Origin of the sequence: Niastella soli (assembly GCF_017742245.1) — a bacterium.
Lineage (GTDB): Bacteria > Bacteroidota > Bacteroidia > Chitinophagales > Chitinophagaceae > Niastella > Niastella soli.
This window is the reverse complement of record NZ_JAGHKO010000001.1, coordinates 1,492,890-1,513,279: the sequence shown is the minus strand read 5'-3', so window position 1 is coordinate 1,513,279 and position 20,390 is coordinate 1,492,890. Positions and strand designations below refer to the sequence as shown.

The following is a 20,390-nucleotide window of genomic DNA, read 5'->3' as shown; positions in this document are numbered from 1 at the left end:
TGCTATTCCCTTTTCGCATATAGTAATGCTTATAAAAAGCATTGCCACAATCATCAAAATAGGGTGATGGCCGTCATCAAAAAATGATACAATTCATTCTATTTTCATTGCAGGTTTTTCATAGGATATTGGATTAACACGGGCCCCGATTCTTCGGGGCCTTTTACTTTTTATACCCTGATCAGTCCAGTATGTTTTCGCTGCACTACCATAAAAAAATTAGCACTAATCAATAAATAAATAAACTTCTGCTTTCGATGATGATGGTCATAGTTTATGTGCTTTTTTGATATTAATTTCCTATCGGTTTTTCATAGGATATTGGATTAATACGGGGCTGGATGTCTATCCGGCCCTCTTTATTTTAGTCCCGTGAAAGGATCAATGCATTATAAGACCCCAGGTTTATGGAGATGCTATACTCCTGGCCATCCTGTTTGCTTTCAAACGTTTCAGCATCAAAAACCGGGGTATCAGTAAACGATTCATCATAGCCTTTCCAATCGCTGTTAAAACGCACCTTCCAAACCCCTTCTTCCGGTACTCCTATTACATACTCTTTATGTTCTTTATTGGTAAAGTTTAAAATAACAATAGTGCTGTCTTTTGGGCCGCCGTCCTGCCAGCGGTGAAAGGCAATTACTTTGTCATTATTATTTACATGAAAAATGCGGGTATGCTGTCCCGACAGCCCTTTGGTTAACCCGTCCATGTTACGACGCAGTCGAATACAATCGCGGTACAACCGGGCAATGCCTTTAAAGTCGGAGAACTTTGACCAGTCGAGCGGTGTAGTATCATCAAACCAACCACCTTCCACAAACTCCTGCCCCTGAAATATCATAGGTATGCCGGCAGCTGTAAAAATCAATACAGCGCCCAGCACCGATCTTTTCTTTGCAAACCAGCCCTGGGCATCGCCGGGCGCTATTTCTTCCGGCACCCGGGTTTTACCATTGGCTACATCGTCGTGCGATTCAGTATAGATCACCCGTTGAAAAGCATCGCCATTGAAATTATGCGTAAGGGCAAATTGTATTTTTTCCAGATCGCGGTGCTCATCTTCCGGCACCTTCAAAACATCCCTAACGCTAAAGGTGAAAGCCGGGTCCCACTGGGTATTAAATCCCTGCCCATTCTCGTCTGCTTTTTTGGTGATCCATGCATTGTCTTGCAGGTCTTCGGCAATCATGATCTTCCAGGGATAGCGTTTTTTCACTTCTTCATTTATCCATTTCATCATCGTCCAGCCTTCAGGCAGATCGGCTTCGGGCAGGTTTTTACCAAGCACATTCCTCACAAATAACAAGGCATCTGTACGCAGTCCATCCACATGGTAATCTTCCAGCCACATCAGCGCATTGTCCCGAAGGTATTGCCTGACTTCCGGACGCCCGTAATCGGGCCGGGTATGTCCCCACGGTGTTTCTGCCCGCCAGTCCTGGTAAAAATAAATGCCGCCGGCGCCATTCTCGCTCCAGCCATCAAATTGCCACAGGTCAAGGTCAGAAGGCCCGAAATGGTTATACACCACATCGAGGATCACCGCAATGCCCAATTCATGTGCTGCATTAATAAGCTCCTTAAACCCCAGTACACCCCCATAATCCGATTCAATGGCAAACGGGTGCGATAAGTTATACCCCCATGAAAAACCACCCGGGAATTCCGTGGCTGGCATTATTTCAATGGCATTCACTCCCAGCGCTTTTAAATACCCCAGCCGTTGCCGGGCTGTCTCAAAAGTTCCGGGCTTCCCATCTTCTTTTACATTGAACGTTCCTATGTGCATTTCATAGATCACCAGTTCATTCCAGGAGGGAGTTTGAAAATCATGGTCCGTCCACTCAAAATGCGGATCGGTAATAAGCGAATTACCAGCCGAATTGGTCAATTCTCTTGCATAGGGATCATTGCGGTACAACAAACCCATATCTGTTTGTAAAATGTATTTGTATTGATTGCCGACTGCCGCCTCAGGAATATTCACTCCCCAATACCCATTGCCTTCATGTGTCATCGGGTGTTTATTCTTTGACCACTCATTAAATTCCCCGGTAACAAATACCTTTTTTGCATGGGGGGCCCAAACTCTAAAGTATATACCATTATCATGGGGAATTGAACCCATGCCTTCTATGTGGGTTACAGGGGCTGCAACCGTTGTGCTTTTTCTTGACATGATAGTACTGTTTGTAGATTTCATTTCCTACAATGCAATTTTGCTACCATGGCTTATCCCTATAAATGCTATCTATTAATGATATGTACGCCATTGACAGCGCCTGGTGCGCTTAACCCGGTTTTAGTAAGGCTGTAGGTAAAGCTCAACAGAAAAAAACGTTGCAGGTTCTTTACCCGCTTGTCTTCAATATAATTCTGACTGGTATTACGGCTCACCCCTATGTTTTGTTTCAACAGGTCAAAAGCCGATAACTTTATTTCACCGCGGTTAAAGCGTAAGACCTGTTTACTGATAAATGCATTCCATAACGGCACTTTGGAGTTGAACCCGCTGGCCCGCTGGCTGTTGATAGCATAGGTAAACTCCGTATTAAAATAAATGCGGCTGGGCAACTGCCAGTTTATCTCCGTACTGTACTGCTGGTTTAAATACTCCGTATTTAAAGATTGCTGTAACCCATATCGCGTTTTGTAGTAATTAATACCTGCGGCTATCGACAGGTCCAGTTTGTCACTTGCATTTATTTCAACCCGTACATCCGGACCAACATTCAGGGAACTGATCATATTCTCCGCTCCATTTATGAACGTTCTGTTTTTTGTATAGGAACCATTGGCGCTGAAGTTTATGGTGCCTTTCCACAGGCGAACGGGTAACCCTACATTCACCGAACCTGAAATATCATAAGCGCCATTCACATTTACCGGACGGGTTATTTTTACACCTACCGAATCAATGGTATCGGCGTCAACGATCTTGTTATCCGTTCTGCGCACGTTAAAAAAGGCAAACAGGTTCTTGTTCATAAAGGGGTTCACTGAAAAGTAGTTCAGTTGTATGGCATGGGTCAATTCCTGCTTCAGGTCGGCATTGCCTGCCTTAATATTCAACGGGTCGCTGTTATCGGGCACTGGTTGTAATTGAGTAACTGTAGGTTGTTTGGTAGTGGTTGTATAATTCAATCTCAGATTACGGAATTTAGTAATATTGTATTGCAGCCGGGCATTGGGCAGCCAGTTATAAAAAGTTTTATTAAGGAGGGAATCTTTGCCCAAGACCATCGTTTTACCCTCCAATTCCGCCTGTTGCCAGTTCACACCAGCCCATGCATTGAATTTTCTCAATTGCAAACGCCAGCGTAACCCCGCAGTATTATACCCATAACTATTTTCATAATCGTTAGAATAGAGGTCGTTCAGTTTGTCGAATTTACCGCTGAGCATATTGTAGTCGTAGGTAGTTTTTTTCGCAGTACTCTTACTGTTGCTATTGGCCACACTGAATTCAAGCAGTGATCTTTTAAACAGCGGTTCGGTATATACCAGCCGCGCCGTATAACTGATTAAATCGTTGCTGTTATTATTGAGTTGTTTTATGGAATCTTCTTTTGTGACTACCCCCGTGGTATTACGATAGGTATTGTTGGAGTTAAGATTGCCATCCCCATCGCTTGCATTCCAGTTATTTTGCAAGCTTAATGACAAGGTGCGGCCAACCCGGTGAAATTTCTTCCGGAACAGGAGGTCGTTGCGGAAATTATAACCCTGGTTATTCACACTGTTTAAACTACGGCCACTGGTACCCGGCGTTTGCAGTAGTGACCGGGTGTTATAATCGCTTAAGGTAGTAGTGCTTGTTTGCTGATAGCCTAATGAAGGTGATATTTTTATAGAATGGAATGAATCTAGCTGAATATCCGCACTCCCGTTAAACTGATGACTGTTATTCACATTCTTTACAAATGAATTCTGGCTGTAGTAATACGAGGAATCAGGTAGAAAGTATTGCCGTTGTATATGGCTTTCTGTATTGGGATTATAGTGGTTATAAAAATAATTGCTGGTGAACTGGGTTTTGTTGCCAATAAGGTCGTTGTAATTAAAACCACCACCCCAGATATTCTTTATCCCATTACCGTTATCAGTTTGGTTAATGCCCCCCACCCCTTTAATGTCTATCTGAATACCACCACCGCCCCCTTGCATGCTGTTCATGTTGTTGTTAAAATTCAACATATCCATAAAGGAAAAGCCTTCTGCGTTCGTATTGTTTCCCATGCCTATTACAGAGAACTGGCGGCCTCCTTTAAAGGAGTTCAGGTTAAACCGGCCCTCATACCGATCGTTGGTGCCGCCACCTGCCATCACTTTCCCAAACATCCCTTTCTTTTTGTCTTTCTTTAGTTTCAGGTTGATGGTCTTTTCACTGTTGCCATCATCAAAACCGGTTAATTGTGCCTGATCGCTCATTTTATCATATACCTGTACTTTATCAACGGCATCGGCCGGAAGGTTGCGCGTGGCGATCTTGGGGTCCTTACCAAAAAACTCCTTGCCATCAACCAGGAATTTCTTTACTTCCTGGCCTTGTGCCTTAACAGTACCATCCTTTTCTATCTTAATGCCCGGCATCTTCTTAAGCAGTTGTTCAACAGTGGCATTGGGGATGGTCTTAAAAGAACCGGCATTATATTGTACCGTATCATCTATGAGGGTTACCGGCGGGGCTTCGGCAGTAACCACTACTTCACCCAGCATCCGGGTAACATCGTTCATAATGATATTACCCAGGTTCACCTGTTTATGTGTATCATCAATATAAAAAGGGGTGCTGGCACTATGGTAATTCACATGGGTTGTCAACAACCGGTATTCACCGTTGGGCAAACCGCTCATTTCAAACTGACCTTTACTATCTGTCATGGTAAACGATACCTGCGAAGAGTCTTTTTTATGTAACAGGGTAATAGTGGCCGATACTACCGGCTGCTTTAACAGGGTATCTACAGCAATGCCTTTCACCATTCCGCCCTTTTGTGCCCTGGTAATGGAAGATAAAAAACAGCAAACGATCAGCGGGTAAAGCTTTTTCATACCGGTAATATTTTCGTGTTTTTAAAGCCATCACGAAAATATCCTTACACGCCGGCAATGAAGGTTAAGCAGGGTTGGTTTATTGTTAATGAAGGTTAATGTTTAGGCCATCGTTTGCATATTACTTCTGGCAGCAGGAGCTTCGTCAAATACCTGCAGCATAATTTTCCAGGTGCCACCTTCTGATCTCAATTGAAGCTCTACATGCAGCTTTTGAATAAGGCCGGTATTGGGCAGAAAATGAAAATGAATAGTGGTTTGTTTTCTATTCTTATCCGGATCTTCATACTGGCCATTGAGAATGGAAGGTTTTTCCCCTGCCAGTTTTATGATAGTGTTATGTATTTCTTTATATAAACTACTGAACCGCTCTTTTGCGTTTTGAAAATCAGTTGTTGAGAACAGTTCACTTTTCCAGCTGTAAACAGCATTTGTTTTGGATTCAGTTAACATACAGTTTACCGAACCGGGGATAATGACCTTAGATTTATAGTTTATAGCAGGTTCAGGAGTGGCAATGGGATCGCCTTTTATATTGCTGAAGTGATTAGGATAGTCTTCGATCACCATTTTCAGGGCAGTGTTTGTTTCATTAACAAAAACGCCTTGTGCGCCAGCGCTAAGGCTTAATAATAAAGCCAGTAGCATGGGTGTTACTTTGCACATGTTAACAGGGTTTGGATTGGAAAAGTAAGGAAAACCAATTTGCTTTTTGGCAGGTTAATATTAAATTACTGAAAACACAATAAAAAAGTCACTTTAGCCGTTATAATAGACGGCTCCTTCTTATTATTTATAATCAATGCAATACCAATGAAAAAGAATACAATGTATTATGATGTGAACCGGGCAAAAATTCATAAGACCATCTACCGTCCATCTTCCAACGTAGTTCGATTTGTTAAAGCTTTGTTAGCGGTAGTTATGCTGGGCGACTCTCCTATCAGCACGCCATCAATTGCAAGAAAAAAATTCCACTAATAGACACCAAATAATTATAAAGAATAGCACTTACCTCTGAAACCACAATAGTATGTGCTAACCTCCCGACCCTGTCGGGAGGATTTTTATTTTATAAGGGTACCTAAAAAGAAAAGCCCCCTCCTTGCCTCCTTCGCCAGCAGGCGAAGAGGGTGGAGGGGGGCTTCATTATTGATTAACAATTATTGGTTGCGGTCCTGTGCAGGAGCAGGCACACCGGTTGCACCACCACCATTTATCTGACGCTCCATTTGGCGTTCTATGTTACGGGGCATACCAGGCGCACCACGGCGCTGTTGCTGAGCACCTGCTCTGTTAAGGTTATAAGTAAAGGTGAGCAAAAAGTAACGGCGCAACACATTTGCACGGGTATCTGTAATGGTACCATCGCTAATGGTACGGGAAATACTCTGGTTCTGATTCATGATGTCATTCACCGAAAACTTCAGTTCGCCATTCTTCTTTTTAAATAACTGATAAGCCAGGCTGCCGTTCCACAAAGGAATACTTTGGTTGAACCCACTGGCACGACCCGTATTTACGTAGTAATCAAAATCTGTGGACAACACAAACCTTTTCAGGAATTGATAGCTAACATCTGCTGAATAGGTTTGGGTATAATATTCATTGTTAAGGATCGATTGTTGTGAATACGATGCCTTGTTATAAGCCACGCTGCCATTCAAGCCAACGATCAACGCGTCTTTCACATTCACATTAATGCCAGCTGATTGGGTAACTATAAAAGTATTGGTTACGTTATTCTTTTGATACAGCGTATTGATATCCCGATTATAGGTAATGGAGTTGTTAAAGTTCAGGCTGCTTCCTTTCAGCTTTCCCTGTAAAGGAATACCATAGGTTACAAACGAAGAGGCGGTGTATGCCCCATTTACGTTTATCGGAATTGTATAAGTGGCGCCATGTGGAATAGTATTAGCGTCCAGTTTGTATTTATCCCTGATCTCAGTCACCAGGGTATCTACGCTGTTCACGATCTTGTTGTGCGTATTGCTTACATTGATGTTAATCGACAGGTATTTAAAGGTCTCGGCATTGAATGTGTTATAATTGATATTCAGGTTATGGGCAAACTCCTGTTTCAAAGAAGGATTACCGTTTGAAACTGCTAATACATTCGAGGCATCGGGCACCTCCTGCAACTGGCTAACCGACGGCTGGTTGGTCCTTCCCCGGTAAAAGAACCGCAGGGTCTTTGAGCGACTGGGTTGGTAGGTAAAGTTCGCTGTAGGGAACAGGTTGGTGTATGATTGTTTGATGGTGGTATCACCATACAATGCCCGTGAGTTAAAATTATTCAGTTCAGAATGTTCAACTGCGCCGCCAATTTGCCAGCTATACGTTTTGTTTTGAACGCGAAAATTGACGCCGGCCCGTTGGGCAATGAAGTCATTTTCCAGATAGTTGGTCTGGCTCTTGTAAACCGAATCATATTTTAATGAAACAGAATCATAAAAATAGGCATCCCGGTCACTGGTAGAATGCCGGTTGGTATACGCGTAATTAAACTCCAGGATCTTGTTGAGGCCAATTGGTTCAGTATAAGAAGCACTGAGCACGTTGTTCATCGACTTTGTCTTTTGTGTCGATCTAAAATCCTGGTTAATTACACCTGTCAGGTTTTCTAAAAAATCATACGTACGCAAAGGCGCGAATGTGAGGCCATTCCCATCACTATTATTGATGCTATTGTTCAACCCAATCGTTAAGGTACGGCCCAGTTTATGAAACTTGCGACGGTACAATAAGTTATTGTTCAGGTTAACACCATCGCGGGTGTTATTATTAATATTCTGACCCTGGTTGGCTAAAAACTCCGGATATTTTGCAGAGTGGGACCGGGTAAACAAAGTATCATACGAGTTGGTCTCAGAATGTTGTATTACCAGGTTGGGGGTATACAACAATGAGTTCATGGAGTCGATATAATATTCAAACCGCAGGTTGAACCGGTGATTCTGGTTCCTGTTGTTTGAATTCATGTTTTCAGTTTGTAAAGAGATAGAGTCTTCCACCGTACGCTGGGTAAGGCTTTCCTGTTCCTTGCGATTTTCAGAGTTGGAAAAGAAATAGCTCCCGGTCACATCGATCTTGCTGCCCCATTTATCGGTATAGTTAATCCCAACATTGGTAGCTTTTGTAATACCGGTATTGCTGCTTCCAAAATTGCTGAAACTCACATTTCCACCACCGCCGCCATTACCACGGCCACTGCCACCGCTACCACCGCTGAAGCCGCCACTACCTCCGCTGCCGCCACTGCGACCACCGCCACCACCTCCGCCGCCACCACGTGAACCAAAACCACCCATGGTGCTAACGATATCGTTAAAGGAAAAGCTCGATTTATTCAGGTTATTTGACCCGCCCAATACCGATATCCGGCGATCGTTATCGAAGCGGTTGAACATGCCGCTTACCGTGTAACGGTCATTATCGCCTATACCCGCCGCAAACCGGCCAAAATAGCCTTTGCGCTTATCTTTCTTCAGTTTAATGTTTATAGTTTTAGAACGGCTGCCGTCATCAATACGGGTGAACTTGGCCTGATCGCTCATATCATCAAACACCTGCACCGATTCAATCATATCGGCTGTGATATTCTTGGTAGCCATTTTAGGATCGGTGCCAAAAAACTCCTTTCCATCAACGTATACTTTTTGTACATCCTCGCCCTGTGCTTTTACATTCCCATCCTTATCTACCTGCACCCCAGGTAATTTTTTCAACAGGTCTTCGGCTGTAGAGTTGGGTTTTGTTTTAAAGGCATCTGCCCTGAATTCAACCGTATCTTTCTTTACACTGATGGGCGGCGCCTCTACAATCACTTCCTGCAGCATATTGTCCTTCTTGCTCATGTAAACAGTACCCAGCTGAATATTGGAAGAATCGGCTTTAATGGTGAATTTAATGTACTTGGGAGTATAACCCTGATAGCTAATCATTAAACGATAACTACCGGCGGCAATGTTTTTGATCTTGAATTCCCCCTTGGCATCGGCCAGGGTATAAGAGATAACACTTGTATCGGTTGCATGGAGAACGGTAACAGTAGCGTCTACCAGGTTATCAACAAAAAGACTATCGTACAACTTTCCCTGAATAGTGCCCGAAACAGTTTGGGCATATCCGGTGGCTGTCAATACGATCATTAAAAAGAACAGGGTAAAAAGCTTTTTCATGTATCGGTTTACTATTACTTAGATAAAGGTTTTGACGTCACTTTGCCGGCAAACTTGTGTGAACAAAGCTGGGGGCAAAAAGTTTTAGTCGTCTGGATAAGTACCTGGCGTATAAACGCAAAAAAAAATGCCACGATAACGCACTTCCATGTGTATATCGCGGCATTTTTTTATAATTCCGAAGAAAAATTGTCAAAACTACCTCATGAAAACCAGCTCTTTATTAACTGAACAGGTATTCCACATCTTCGCGGGTAAGCGATTTAACAAACCCTTCATCGTCTGTGATCAGGTCCTTGGCTAACATGCGTTTTTTATCCTGTAATTGCAGGATCTTATCCTCAATAGTGTCCTTACAGATCATGCGATAGGCAAAGATGTTTTTTGTTTGACCGATACGATGCGTACGGTCAATGGCTTGTTGTTCAACCGCCGGATTCCACCAGGGGTCAACTATGTATACATAGTCGGCAGCGGTAAGGTTCAAACCCACGCCACCTGCTTTCAACGAAATCAGGAACACGCGGCAGTTCTCATCGTTCTGGAAACGCTGAATAGCCCGTTCCCTGTCAATTGCCGACGTGCTACCGTCGAAATATTCAAAATCAACTTCCAGTTCTTTCAATTTTTCTTTAATAAGCGCCAGCATACCCAGGAACTGCGAAAACACCAGTGCTTTGTGATTACTTACACCTTCCGTGATCTCACGGCCTAACTCTTCCAGCTTTATGGAATGATTGGGGAATTTCTCCGCTTCATTCAAAATGGCTGGCGAGTCACAGATCTGCCGCAACTTCATCAGGCCCTGCAAGATGGTCAATTGTGACCTTTGTATACCCTGTTGTTCAATGGTTCCCATGATCTTATCGCGGAAATCGTTGCGATAAGCATCATAGATGGCCTGTTGCTCACTTTCCATTTCGCAAAACAGGATTGTCTCTATCTTGTCGGGCAGGTCTTTGGCCACCTGCTCTTTGGTACGACGTAAAATAAATGGATATAATAATTTACGTAAGTGGTCTTTCCGGTCGGCTTCGCCAAATTTGTCAATTGGAATAGCAAACTCCTGTCTGAAGAATTCCACACTTCCAAGCATACCCGGATTCAGGAAGTTCATCTGGGCAAAAATGTCGAACGTATTATTCTGCAAGGGCGTACCACTTAAACAGATCCTGTTTTTCGATTGTAACAAGCAGGCCGCTTTGGTAACCTTACTGCTTGGGTTCTTGATTGCCTGTGACTCATCGAGCACCACATAATCGAACGGAATTTCCACCAACAGTTTTATATCACTGCGCAAAGTACCATAGGTGGTAATGATGATCTCTGCACTCAGGAATTGATCTTTACCCCTTGTTCTTTCACCACCATGGTGAATATAATAAGTTAAGCTAGGCGTAAACTTCTTGATCTCATTCTCCCAGTTAAACATCAGCGTGGTTGGACAAACCACCAGCGCACGTAACTTACCCTGACTGGTGCGATAATAGTTCAGGTATGATAAAGCCTGTACGGTCTTACCCAAACCCATGTCGTCGGCCAAAATGCCACCCCAGCCTATTTCACTGAGATAATGTAACCAGTGATACCCGTGTTCCTGATAAGGACGCAGTATGCTCTTTAAATGTTCAGGAAGCGGTATCTCTTTTATTTTGTTGAAACCCTTTAATTGCTCGTATTTCTCTTCCAGGCGTAATACCAGTTCTTCCTCGCTGCGATTGTCGTACAGTTCGTCAATCACGCTCATATGGTATTTCGACAGGCGCAACTGGTTTTGTTTGCCTTCTCCAACCCGGAACAACAGGGAGTATTTCTTGATCCACTCTTCTGGTAAAATACCCAGCGTACCGTCGTTCAGCTGTACAAACTGCTGGCGGTTGGCCAGTGCCTTCTTCACATCGGCAATGGTTACCTTTTGGTCGCCAAATACAATGTCAACCCGGGCATCAAACCAATCGGTATTGCTGCTGATATGGATCTTTGTTTGCGGGCGCGCGGTATTGAAGCGGAAATTTTTAAGCGCATCAAAACCAAATACAGGGATCTTTAAATCCTTCATGGCATCTACAAACAGGAAGAACCAGTTGTTCTTCAGTACATCGCTGCCTTTCAATGCCAGCTGCTGACCGCCTTCAGGTCTTATAAAGCCCGAGTGAAGGGCTTCCAGCTTTTTTATAAACTGTTGTTCTTTTTCTTTGTTCCGGTGAACGATCACCACCCTTTCCGAATCGGGTATTACCAGTTCATCCTTACCACCGGGTTTTGTTTCAAATCCTTTGTATGAGAACAATGGTTGAAATACGAGGTAATCGCCTTTTTCCTGCAGCACCACTCTTTTTTCGGGATCGCCGTCTTTTACTTCACTCACCAGGCTGCCATCAAAATCAACATGGTACTCTTTGGTAAGGGGCAATACCATCTTCCGCAACTGCTCGGGCCAGTCGGCTTTTGAATACACCAGTTTTCCTTTTCCATGGAACTGGGTCACCAAACCCACATCTTCCGGTTTATCCCACAAAAACAAATTGTCGTTATAGAAGAAAAGCAAACTGCTGTCGATTCCATTCTCACTGATGTTCACCTGCTGTCCGTTCAGTTTTACCCAGCATTCAATTTCATAATTGTTTTTACCGGCAATTACTTTAAAGAATGGAGTAATAAAATCTGTAACTATACCCGCGGTATGCAGGTTTTCGGTTTTGAAAGGCTTTTTACCATTCAGAAAAAATACAAATGGGTTGGCTGCTACATCGGCAAACAGTTTTTTCAGTTTGGGATGCAGGTATTCCACCATCAGGGCCTTTGTTTCCTCGGGCAGGTCATCTTCTTCATGGTGAATAATGTTTTCCCAAATGCCGCTGAAAGGTGAGTTACGGTTAAGGTATTTGGTTACCTCAGCTTCCTGCATTTTGCGCAGCTGGGGCATCATTTGCCTGTCGTTCTCACTGTACACCTCCAGGTTAACAAATTTGGTGAGGTCCAGCTTTTCAACCTTGCCGGTAAATTGTGTGGCCGCTTCATTCATTTCACCGCTGATGGCGTCGATGGTGAATCCCGGATAGCTTTCGTGGTTAAAATTAAACACCACGCCTATACGATGTGTATACTGGGGCCCTTTTTCCGGTACATCCACTGTTACCGATTCATCTGGATCAGGTGCCACTGCCTCTACCGGCTTTGGTTTGCTGCGCGAAGCATCCTGTGGTGAAATACGTTTTATGGATGAATCCAGTACACGTAAAAAAGGTTTGCCGTCTTTATAGGTAAATTCAAACTTGCCTTCAAGGTTATCGCTTAACGTATAACCATAGGCTTCCAGCAATTTATTTTTTTCTTTATCCCAGTTGCGAATGGAGTCGAAATAGTAAGGACCATATGCATTCAGCAATTGAAGAAAAACGATCACCTTGGGTAAACAGAGGGGATGCAGGGCATCTTCATAATTACAACTGGTATCAAAATTTCTTTCTTCATTCTTTCTGATCACCACTTTCCAGGGCGTCCCGTCGATGGTCACCGTGGCTTTCACCACTTCATCCTGGGCGTACTCTATATCCGCACGCTGGGTACGCAGGTATTTTTCAGCTTCCGTATAGGCTTCAGGCGAACAAAGCAACCGTAGTGTTTTGAGATCGATGAATTTCATCTTCAAAACGGTATGCTTCTGATCGTAATCAACCTTTTCGGTCTTCAACATATTTTTATCCAGCATCTCCTGAAGCTGGATAAGGGCGGCCGCTTCGTGCCGGCAGATATCGCCTAAATTATAGGGACATGCACAACGTACCGAAAGGGTACGCGCATCCTTAAACTTCTGTATGTTAACTTTATAATAGGTGGAATAACTGTCGTCTTTCACCCTGAAGGTTACAGAATCAAGTAATTCATCATAGTCCACCAGTTCAACATATCCAATAGCGTGTATCTTCTTTCCCCTCCGGATCACTTCATCAGTTCCATTGGTATACACATACTTAATAAGATGAGGTAGTGCCATGCTTAAATTTAAATTTCCGTTGCCGCTGTACAAATCTTTTTTTCACCCCAATCAGGGGAACAACTCAAAAAAGGGCAATCTGCAAAAGTAAAGGAAAAAAGGTGAGCTTATAAAGAAAAAAACGATGTTAAACAAAATTAATATAGCAGTTTTGCAGTCGTTAATTTCCGAAATAACCGGTTAACAGCTATTTATAAACAGATAATAAAGTAATTTGTTTGCGTTTTATTTTGCAGCCGGTTAATCCCACCCTCCGAAATCCGTTAAAATAGTATTATTTCTAACATCCCGCTTGAGATTTGTGTTCACCAGAACGTTTTACAAGTGAGGAATTTTTGACAAACAATTATTGGTACAGGCTTTGTCTAATGTTAACTTTATTTGCACCTAAGCCTGAAAAATAAGTACAAATGAACGGGTACATGCGTTTACTTATCATTTTGTTGCTCTCCTCTTTTACTTCGGTTGGCCAGAAGTTAAAAAAAGCCGATAAAGTTATGATTACCAACCTGCAGGCACATATTATGTACCTGGCAGACGATAAGCTGGAAGGCAGAAGGGCCGGTACTAACGGAGAAAAACTGGCGTATGAATATATAAGGGGTCAATTTCAAAAAGCCGGTCTTGAACCCAAAGGAGAACAGGGCTGGTTACAGCCATTCGAAATAAATGATGGCAAACAGGTCAATGCGGCTACATTGTTGTTTATAAATGACCACGAGCTGAAATTGAACGATGAATATTTCCCTTTTGTATTTTGTCCCACTGCAAGCCTTGATGCGGCTGTATCGCCTGCAGTGAAAGAAAAAGGCGTTCCCTGGTTCGATGACCTGAAAGACATTATTGAAGACAACAAGGAGAACCCGCACTTCGATCTTTCCAATGCCATTAAGATCATTGCCCAAAAAGCCGCTGAAAAAGGCGCCACCGCCTTGTTTGTATATAACACCTCTGGCATAGCCGATAACCTGAAATTCGAAGGTAAAGACAATAGCAACCCATCGCCTCTTCCGGTTGTGTATTTAACAGCAAAAGCCTGCAAAGAATACCTGGCAGATGAATCTGCCACATTAGACATCCGGTTAAAAACGGTGATCAGCGATAAAAAAAGGACCGGTAACAATGTGATCGGTATCATTAATAACGGCGCTCCCAATACGATCATTTTTGGGGCGCATTACGATCACCTGGGTTATGGTGAAGATGGGAACTCAATGCTACGCACAGGCGAAAGACAGATACACAATGGCGCTGATGACAATGCCAGCGGAACTGCCGCTCTTATAGAACTGGCCCGTTCTCTAAAAGGATCTAAAGACAAGAATAACAATTATGTATTCATTGCTTTTTCAGGAGAAGAGCTGGGTCTGTTTGGTTCAAAATATTTTACCGAACACCCCACCATCGATCTGACCTCGGTAAACTTTATGGTGAATATGGATATGGTTGGCCGCCTCAACGATTCCAGCAAAACCATAACTGTAGGCGGTTACGGCACTTCGCCCACCTGGGGGCCCGTATTTACCTCCTTAAGCAAACAAAAGTATTTTACTATCAAATACGATAGCAGCGGCATTGGTCCCAGCGATCATACTTCATTTTATTTAAAGAACATTCCCGTATTGTTCTTTTTCACCGGTTTACACAGCGATTATCATAAACCCACTGATGATTATAACAAGATCAATTTCACCGGTGAGGCTTTTATAGTAAAATACATTGAAAGCCTCGTAGACCTTATCAATAGCAAGGGTAAACTGGCCTTTCAAAAAACACGTGAGCCGGCTATTGGCACCACCGCCCGTTTTAATGTTACCCTTGGCATAATGCCCGATTATACTTTTTCGGGCAGCGGTGTCCGGGTTGATGGTGTAACTGATGGACGGCCAGCCCAAAAAGCAGGTATTCAAACCGGGGATATAATTATACAATTGGGCAGCTTTAACACCAACTCGCTGGAAACATACATGCAGGCGCTTTCAAAGTTCAATAAAGGCGATAAAACCACGGTAAGGTATAAAAGAGGGGAAGAAATGAAAGAAGGCCCTGTTGAATTTTAAGTTTTATACCTTTATGCCAATATTATGGCATGAAACTTAAGCTCGACCTGGATGATCTGGCCAATGATTTTTTTGAAGACACCCGTTTGGCCGGTATTGTAGCACCCCTGAAAAGTTACCAGTTTTGCTGGAACCTTAATCATTTACTGCATTTTGACTTTCGCATAAACAACGATATTGAAATTCAACTTCAGAAAAAACAGCGTAGTTATTATTTCTCTGTTTTTGAATACCGCGAACCCGTAGGCAGTCTGGTACACTATTTATACAATAATCAGTACGATGGTGAATACCTGTTACCCGAATTCAGACATCTTGATTTTTTATGGCTGATGAAAGGTGATACCGTGCCCGATGCGTTCTTTCAGCAAATAATTGATTCTGTAAAAACCATCAATGGCGTTCAGTTAGTGATGGAGTTAACCAACGAGAAGATCAAGAATAAAGGGCATTTGATTTTTTAGCATTAAACTTAATCATATGTGGCAAGAACAAGACAACAAGCTCTATCAGAAGTTTGAGTTCAAGAACTTTTCAGAAGCATTTGCCTTTATGACACGGGTGGCACTGGAGGCCGAAAAAATGAATCACCATCCCTTGTGGACCAATGTATGGAATCAGGTAGAGGTTTGGTTAAGCACCCACGATGCGGGTAATGTTGTTACAGATAAGGACCGCCAACTGGCGAAAAAGATCGATGCTATTGTAAAGTAAGCGTCCCTGTTTCAGCTTCGTGCGAAGCTGCTATGGGCATGCTACGCAACCGAGTGCCGCTAACTTTAGCGGCAGGCCCGCCTGCCCCGTCAGCCGGCGGAAACGGGCTTCACGGAAAGTCTTGTTGTCGTTGTCTCTCCTTCGCTCTTCGACCGTTGTATCCGTCAGCTGGCGGAGACGGCGGCTAGGTTTCGGAGGGCAGAGCAAGACTATGGAAACCAAAGGGCGCAGGCAGGTTTAACCCTCCGAATCTTTGGCGTAGGCGGCCGAAGCCCCCTTCGCTAAGGCTTCCGCGGTCAAAGAAGGTTAAAGGCACCATATAAAAAAAGCCACCCGGTTTTAGCGGTGTGGCTTTTTGTTATGATGTGAGGCCGATGGTGTTCAGCCGTTCATGCTTGCTAAGAACTCGTGGTTGTCTTTTGTACCACGCATACGCTTCAGCAATTCGCTCATTGCTTCTTCCGTATTCATATCTGTAAGATATACACGTAACAGGTTCATCCGTTGCAATACATCGCGTTCCAACAACAGGTCATCACGACGGGTAGATGAAGCTACCAGGTCAATGGCCGGGAATACACGTCTGTTGGCCAGGCGGCGATCGAGCTGCAATTCCATGTTACCGGTACCTTTGAATTCTTCAAAGATCACCTCATCCATTTTAGAACCGGTATCTATCAGGGCTGTAGCCAATATAGTTAATGAACCGCCATTCTCAATTTTACGGGCGGCGCCAAAGAATTGTTTGGGTTTTTGCATGGCGTTTGCTTCCACACCCCCTGATAACACTTTACCAGATGCAGGCGCCACCGTGTTATGGGCACGGGCCAAACGGGTAATAGAGTCTAACAGGATCACCACATCATGACCGCACTCTACCAGGCGTTTCGCTTTTTGCAGGGCAATGGTAGATACTTTTACGTGCTTTTCAGCTGGTTCATCGAAAGTTGACGCTATTACTTCGGCACGTACACTGCGTTCCATATCGGTAACCTCCTCAGGACGCTCATCAACCAGTACTACCATCAGGTAACACTCTGGGTGATTGGCGGCAATGGCGTTGGCCACTTCTTTCAGCAGCACGGTTTTACCGGTTTTTGGCTGCGCCACGATCAATCCACGTTGTCCCTTACCAATGGGCGTAAATAGGTCCATGATACGGGTGCTGTATTGATTAGGAACAGTGAACAGGTTTAACTTTTCGAATGGGAACAGTGGTGTCAGGTAATCGAAAGGAACCCGGTCACGTACATCTTCCGGTTGTTTGCCATTGATGGTTTCTACTTTCAACAACGCAAAGTATTTCTCACCTTCTTTTGGCGGACGAACAGCACCGAAGATGGTGTCACCTGTTTTTAAGCCGAATAATTTTATTTGAGAAGGAGAAACATAAATATCGTCGGGAGAAGAAAGGTAGTTGTAATCTGAAGAGCGTAAGAAGCCATATCCATCGGGCATCATTTCCAAAACACCCTCTGCCATAATAACGCCGTCAAATTCAATGTTAAAGGCAGATTCGCGACGGTGAGGATATGATTTTTGTTGCTGTTCAACTGAGTGTTGTGGCTCTGCGATGCGTTCATTTTCCTGGGCAATCATGGTGCCGGTCTCTTCTTCATCACCTTCTTCATCTTCATCATCATGTGAAGGAATTTCATGCATTTCATCTTCCTCATGATCATCATCCATCAGTACCGGTAAAATGGGGGTTGCTTCTTCTTCTTCTTCTTCTGGCTCTGGTTTCTTGCGTCCCTTTTTTACAGGAGGTGCTGGTTTTTCAATCACTTTCTTCTTGGGTGGTTCCTTCTTCATTTCCTTACGCACTGGTTTATCATCACCACTTACCACATCAGCTTCTTCCGTAGCATTTGCAGTAGTAGTTTTTACTACTCTTTTACGTTTACCTTTATCATCGGCTGAACCATTCTTTACTGCACTAGCCATTACAGCCTGCTTATCAAGGATTTTATATACTAGTTCCTGTTTGTCTAATTTTTTTGCGTTGGGTATTTTTAACTGTTCAGCAATATCTAACAGTTCTGGAACGAGCATGTCGTTCAATTGCAAAATGTCATACATAAAATAACTTGTGAGTTAACACCTAATCAGACGAGCAAACTTTGTTCGTTGAAAATTCTGTTGAAAAAAAAAATTGAAATGAGTTTATATGCGTGGAAAAGAATAACTGATGAGCTTTGTGAGTATCGGGTATGACTTATCAGCCCTATTCCAAACACAATAATACGCCAAATTTACAAAAAGCAAAAATTTTTGGGTCCGATCCCGCTTTTCTGTCACTTTTTGGCCCCTATAGCGTACATTCAGGGCAAATGGGCTTCTTTTTCTGACGGCTCAGGTTCTGCTATTTTTCACATCTCTTTCGCTGCGGCACCTAATAATGAAATGATCTACAACCAGGCATTATGAAGAATATGCAAATTCAATTCCACCCCTAATCTGATTTGCAGCACAAATATTATAAAAAAATACTTACATATCGCCGGGTAAGCTGCTTTTAACTGCATTTTTTTATTAAAACGGGCATTATGTGTATAATTTAATGTCTAAAAACAATGAAGGTGGCCTATTTGTAAGGTGTTACTCTTACCTGCGGGCCCAATTTATACACAACGAAGTACAAAAATGCCTGTTTTTACCAAACCCTTACCAGAAGCCGGCTTTGTACGCAATTCGAATAACCCACATGGTTACGCTAAACCATTCCTCATCACCAAACAGGTATATACAGCCGCACTATTTTACCAGATAAGAATGTATCAATGCAGGAGTGTTATAAAAGAAGAATCCCTGTGCAAATAACGCACAGGGATTTGAAATAGTTTATTAAAGGAAAGCTAAAAATGCGTTGGTTTAATACTGGTCATTGTGTACCACCAGTTTGCCATCTTCATAAAACGGCAGCACATTAGCTAAATCGGGCGTAAGGCAATAGCGGATATCCTTTTCCAGTCCGAAATTGGTGAGCCGCTGAAAGTGAGTGGCATGTTTATCTTTAATAAACCCGTACATATCGCTTTTAGCATTGAGGTACAGGGTTTCTGCAATTCCTGAGCTGTCGCAATTGATATTGAAATGGTCTTTCACCTTATTTATTACGGCCCCGGCAAATAACATATCTTCCATATTCACCCGGTCTTTCCAGGCGGCACAACCCAGTAATACAGGCTGTTGTTGTTGAATGAGATAATCACATATCGCCGACAGGTTAGGGAATGAACCTGTTATGATATGACCTGCTCCCCGGTCCAATGCCATATGCAATAACTTGGTACCATTGGTGGTTGTAAGCACCAGCGTTTTACCACTGATAAATTCTTTTGAATATTCAAAAGGCGAATTGCCATACTCCAGGCCTTCGGCTATTTTACCATCGCGTTCACCGGCTGTAATAGCTTCAATTTTCTTACCCAGTTCAATACATTTGGCTACACTGTCAACCGGAATAATGCATTTTGCGCCATTGTACAATGCAGTAGCAATGGTTGATGTGGCGCGAAACACATCAATGATCACAACAATGGTATTATTAATATCGTATAAATCAAGTAACGCCGGAGATGGGGATGTGTATAGAGTCGGTTTGTTGTTTGACATAATTCTTATAAACCGCAAAAGTAGGTAAATCAGTTGGCAATCTTTCGACTTCACTTAAGCACAATGGGCCAAAAAATGCAAGTCTTACGCGCCCTGTTTATTGTCTAAAACATGTTTCCATTTATTGCCTTCCGCATATTCTTTTATCAGATCGTTGCGCTGTTCCAACAGTTTTTCCAGATAACCCGAAAGGTATAAGCTGCTGAAAAATCTTCCTAATCCACCAAAGGGCGCTTCAAATTTGAAAACATCTATCATCAGTGTTCCATTTTCAATTGCTTTGAAATGGTGCTCATGTTTCATGCTTTTAAAATCGCCCTTTTTCATTTCGTCGGTAAAAGAGAATGGTCTCTGCATGGCTGTGATCTGCACCTGCAATACCCGGGTTTTCATCAGGTGTTTGGCTTTCCAGGTAACTGACTCATTCAGGTTTATCAAGCCCATTACCGTTCCGGCTACGGCCTCTTCGCGGTAATCGGTCATTGACTTTTTGTGCAGGTCAATACTACGACTTAGATCAAAAACCCTTTCAATAGGCGCGGCAATAAAGGTAGTCAGGTGGATGGTGGGCATACAGGATTTTTTACATGCGTTGCCTTTGTAGCAATAAATAAGCCAAAGGCATTTGAAAAATCAGCGCTCAAGGTAAAGAAAAACAATGCAAAGGGTTCATATTTAATGCTTAGTAATATTAGACGCCTATATGCATAACTTTTTTAGGTACAAAAAAAACAAAGCACAAGGCTTCTATTTGAGGTGGCC

General features: G+C 43.1%; 12 protein-coding genes. 4 read left to right on the top strand and 8 right to left on the bottom strand.

Features of this window, described 5'->3' with window-relative positions; translation table 11 throughout:
• Nucleotides 1-364 precede the first annotated feature (364 nt).
• From J7I42_RS06135 to J7I42_RS06125, 3 genes are all read right to left on the bottom strand, one after another.
• Nucleotides 365-2,182, bottom strand: a complete 1,818-nt coding sequence (locus tag J7I42_RS06135; protein WP_209137887.1) for an alpha-amylase family glycosyl hydrolase — start codon at nucleotides 2,180-2,182, stop codon at nucleotides 365-367.
• A gap of 68 nt (nucleotides 2,183-2,250) precedes the next feature.
• Nucleotides 2,251-5,058, bottom strand: a complete 2,808-nt coding sequence (locus J7I42_RS06130; RefSeq protein ID WP_209137886.1) for an outer membrane beta-barrel protein — start codon at nucleotides 5,056-5,058, stop codon at nucleotides 2,251-2,253.
• Nucleotides 5,059-5,160: 102 nt separating this feature from the next.
• Nucleotides 5,161-5,724, bottom strand: coding sequence for a hypothetical protein (locus J7I42_RS06125; RefSeq protein WP_209137885.1), 564 nt, complete (start codon nucleotides 5,722-5,724; stop codon nucleotides 5,161-5,163).
• Between the two features lie 147 nt (nucleotides 5,725-5,871).
• Between J7I42_RS06125 and J7I42_RS06120 the strand changes: the two genes are divergently transcribed.
• Nucleotides 5,872-6,039, top strand: coding sequence for a hypothetical protein (locus tag J7I42_RS06120; RefSeq protein ID WP_209137884.1), 168 nt, complete (start codon nucleotides 5,872-5,874; stop codon nucleotides 6,037-6,039).
• A gap of 182 nt (nucleotides 6,040-6,221) precedes the next feature.
• On the opposite strand, the gene J7I42_RS06115 is transcribed toward J7I42_RS06120, so the two are convergent.
• Together J7I42_RS06115 and J7I42_RS06110 are read right to left on the bottom strand one after the other, a co-directional pair.
• Entirely contained in the window at nucleotides 6,222-9,242 is a 3,021-nt protein-coding gene (locus J7I42_RS06115; RefSeq protein ID WP_209137883.1) for an outer membrane beta-barrel protein, read from the bottom strand.
• Nucleotides 9,243-9,465: 223 nt separating this feature from the next.
• On the bottom strand, nucleotides 9,466-13,239 hold the full coding sequence (locus J7I42_RS06110; protein ID WP_209137882.1) for a DEAD/DEAH box helicase: 3,774 nt from the start codon (nucleotides 13,237-13,239) through the stop codon (nucleotides 9,466-9,468).
• A gap of 422 nt (nucleotides 13,240-13,661) precedes the next feature.
• On the opposite strand from J7I42_RS06110, the gene J7I42_RS06105 reads away from it, so the two are divergent.
• Genes J7I42_RS06105 through J7I42_RS06095 form a run of 3 tightly spaced genes read left to right on the top strand, consistent with a single transcriptional unit; the run spans nucleotide 13,662 to nucleotide 16,013 of the window.
• Nucleotides 13,662-15,299 carry a M20/M25/M40 family metallo-hydrolase gene (locus J7I42_RS06105; protein ID WP_209137881.1) on the top strand — a complete coding sequence of 546 codons (1,638 nt, stop codon included), beginning with the start codon at nucleotides 13,662-13,664 and terminating at the stop codon, nucleotides 15,297-15,299.
• 29 nt (nucleotides 15,300-15,328) lie between these two features.
• The gene (locus J7I42_RS06100) at nucleotides 15,329-15,763 is read left to right on the top strand and encodes an IPExxxVDY family protein (RefSeq protein ID WP_209137880.1); all 435 of its coding nucleotides are present in this window, start codon (nucleotides 15,329-15,331) and stop codon (nucleotides 15,761-15,763) included.
• A 16-nt stretch (nucleotides 15,764-15,779) separates the two neighbouring features.
• Nucleotides 15,780-16,013 (top strand): 4a-hydroxytetrahydrobiopterin dehydratase, encoded by a 234-nt coding sequence (locus J7I42_RS06095; RefSeq protein ID WP_209137879.1) that lies wholly within the window; start codon nucleotides 15,780-15,782, stop codon nucleotides 16,011-16,013.
• A gap of 381 nt (nucleotides 16,014-16,394) precedes the next feature.
• On the opposite strand, the gene rho is transcribed toward J7I42_RS06095, so the two are convergent.
• From rho to J7I42_RS06080, 3 genes are all read right to left on the bottom strand, one after another.
• On the bottom strand, nucleotides 16,395-18,092 hold the full coding sequence (rho, locus tag J7I42_RS06090) for a transcription termination factor Rho (protein ID WP_209137878.1): 1,698 nt from the start codon (nucleotides 18,090-18,092) through the stop codon (nucleotides 16,395-16,397).
• Nucleotides 18,093-18,884: 792 nt separating this feature from the next.
• Nucleotides 18,885-19,628, bottom strand: coding sequence for a 2-phosphosulfolactate phosphatase (locus J7I42_RS06085; RefSeq protein ID WP_209137877.1), 744 nt, complete (start codon nucleotides 19,626-19,628; stop codon nucleotides 18,885-18,887).
• Between the two features lie 84 nt (nucleotides 19,629-19,712).
• Entirely contained in the window at nucleotides 19,713-20,201 is a 489-nt protein-coding gene (locus J7I42_RS06080) for an SRPBCC family protein (protein WP_209137876.1), read from the bottom strand.
• Between the last annotated feature and the right edge of the window lie 189 nt (nucleotides 20,202-20,390).

What these genes read in the sequence shown, in the direction of transcription:
- J7I42_RS06115 (WP_209137883.1), bottom strand. Translation starts at nt 9,242, where the DNA reads ATGAAAAAGCTTTTTACCCTGTTCTTTTTAATGATCGTATTGACAGCC.
- rho (WP_209137878.1), bottom strand. Translation starts at nt 18,092, where the DNA reads ATGTATGACATTTTGCAATTGAACGACATGCTCGTTCCAGAACTGTTA.
- J7I42_RS06110 (WP_209137882.1), bottom strand. Translation starts at nt 13,239, where the DNA reads ATGGCACTACCTCATCTTATTAAGTATGTGTATACCAATGGAACTGAT.
- J7I42_RS06130 (WP_209137886.1), bottom strand. Translation starts at nt 5,058, where the DNA reads ATGAAAAAGCTTTACCCGCTGATCGTTTGCTGTTTTTTATCTTCCATT.
- J7I42_RS06125 (WP_209137885.1), bottom strand. Translation starts at nt 5,724, where the DNA reads ATGTGCAAAGTAACACCCATGCTACTGGCTTTATTATTAAGCCTTAGC.
- J7I42_RS06120 (WP_209137884.1), top strand. Translation starts at nt 5,872, where the DNA reads ATGAAAAAGAATACAATGTATTATGATGTGAACCGGGCAAAAATTCAT.
- J7I42_RS06100 (WP_209137880.1), top strand. Translation starts at nt 15,329, where the DNA reads ATGAAACTTAAGCTCGACCTGGATGATCTGGCCAATGATTTTTTTGAA.
- J7I42_RS06095 (WP_209137879.1), top strand. Translation starts at nt 15,780, where the DNA reads ATGTGGCAAGAACAAGACAACAAGCTCTATCAGAAGTTTGAGTTCAAG.
- J7I42_RS06105 (WP_209137881.1), top strand. Translation starts at nt 13,662, where the DNA reads ATGCGTTTACTTATCATTTTGTTGCTCTCCTCTTTTACTTCGGTTGGC.
- J7I42_RS06135 (WP_209137887.1), bottom strand. Translation starts at nt 2,182, where the DNA reads ATGTCAAGAAAAAGCACAACGGTTGCAGCCCCTGTAACCCACATAGAA.
- J7I42_RS06080 (WP_209137876.1), bottom strand. Translation starts at nt 20,201, where the DNA reads ATGCCCACCATCCACCTGACTACCTTTATTGCCGCGCCTATTGAAAGG.
- J7I42_RS06085 (WP_209137877.1), bottom strand. Translation starts at nt 19,628, where the DNA reads ATGTCAAACAACAAACCGACTCTATACACATCCCCATCTCCGGCGTTA.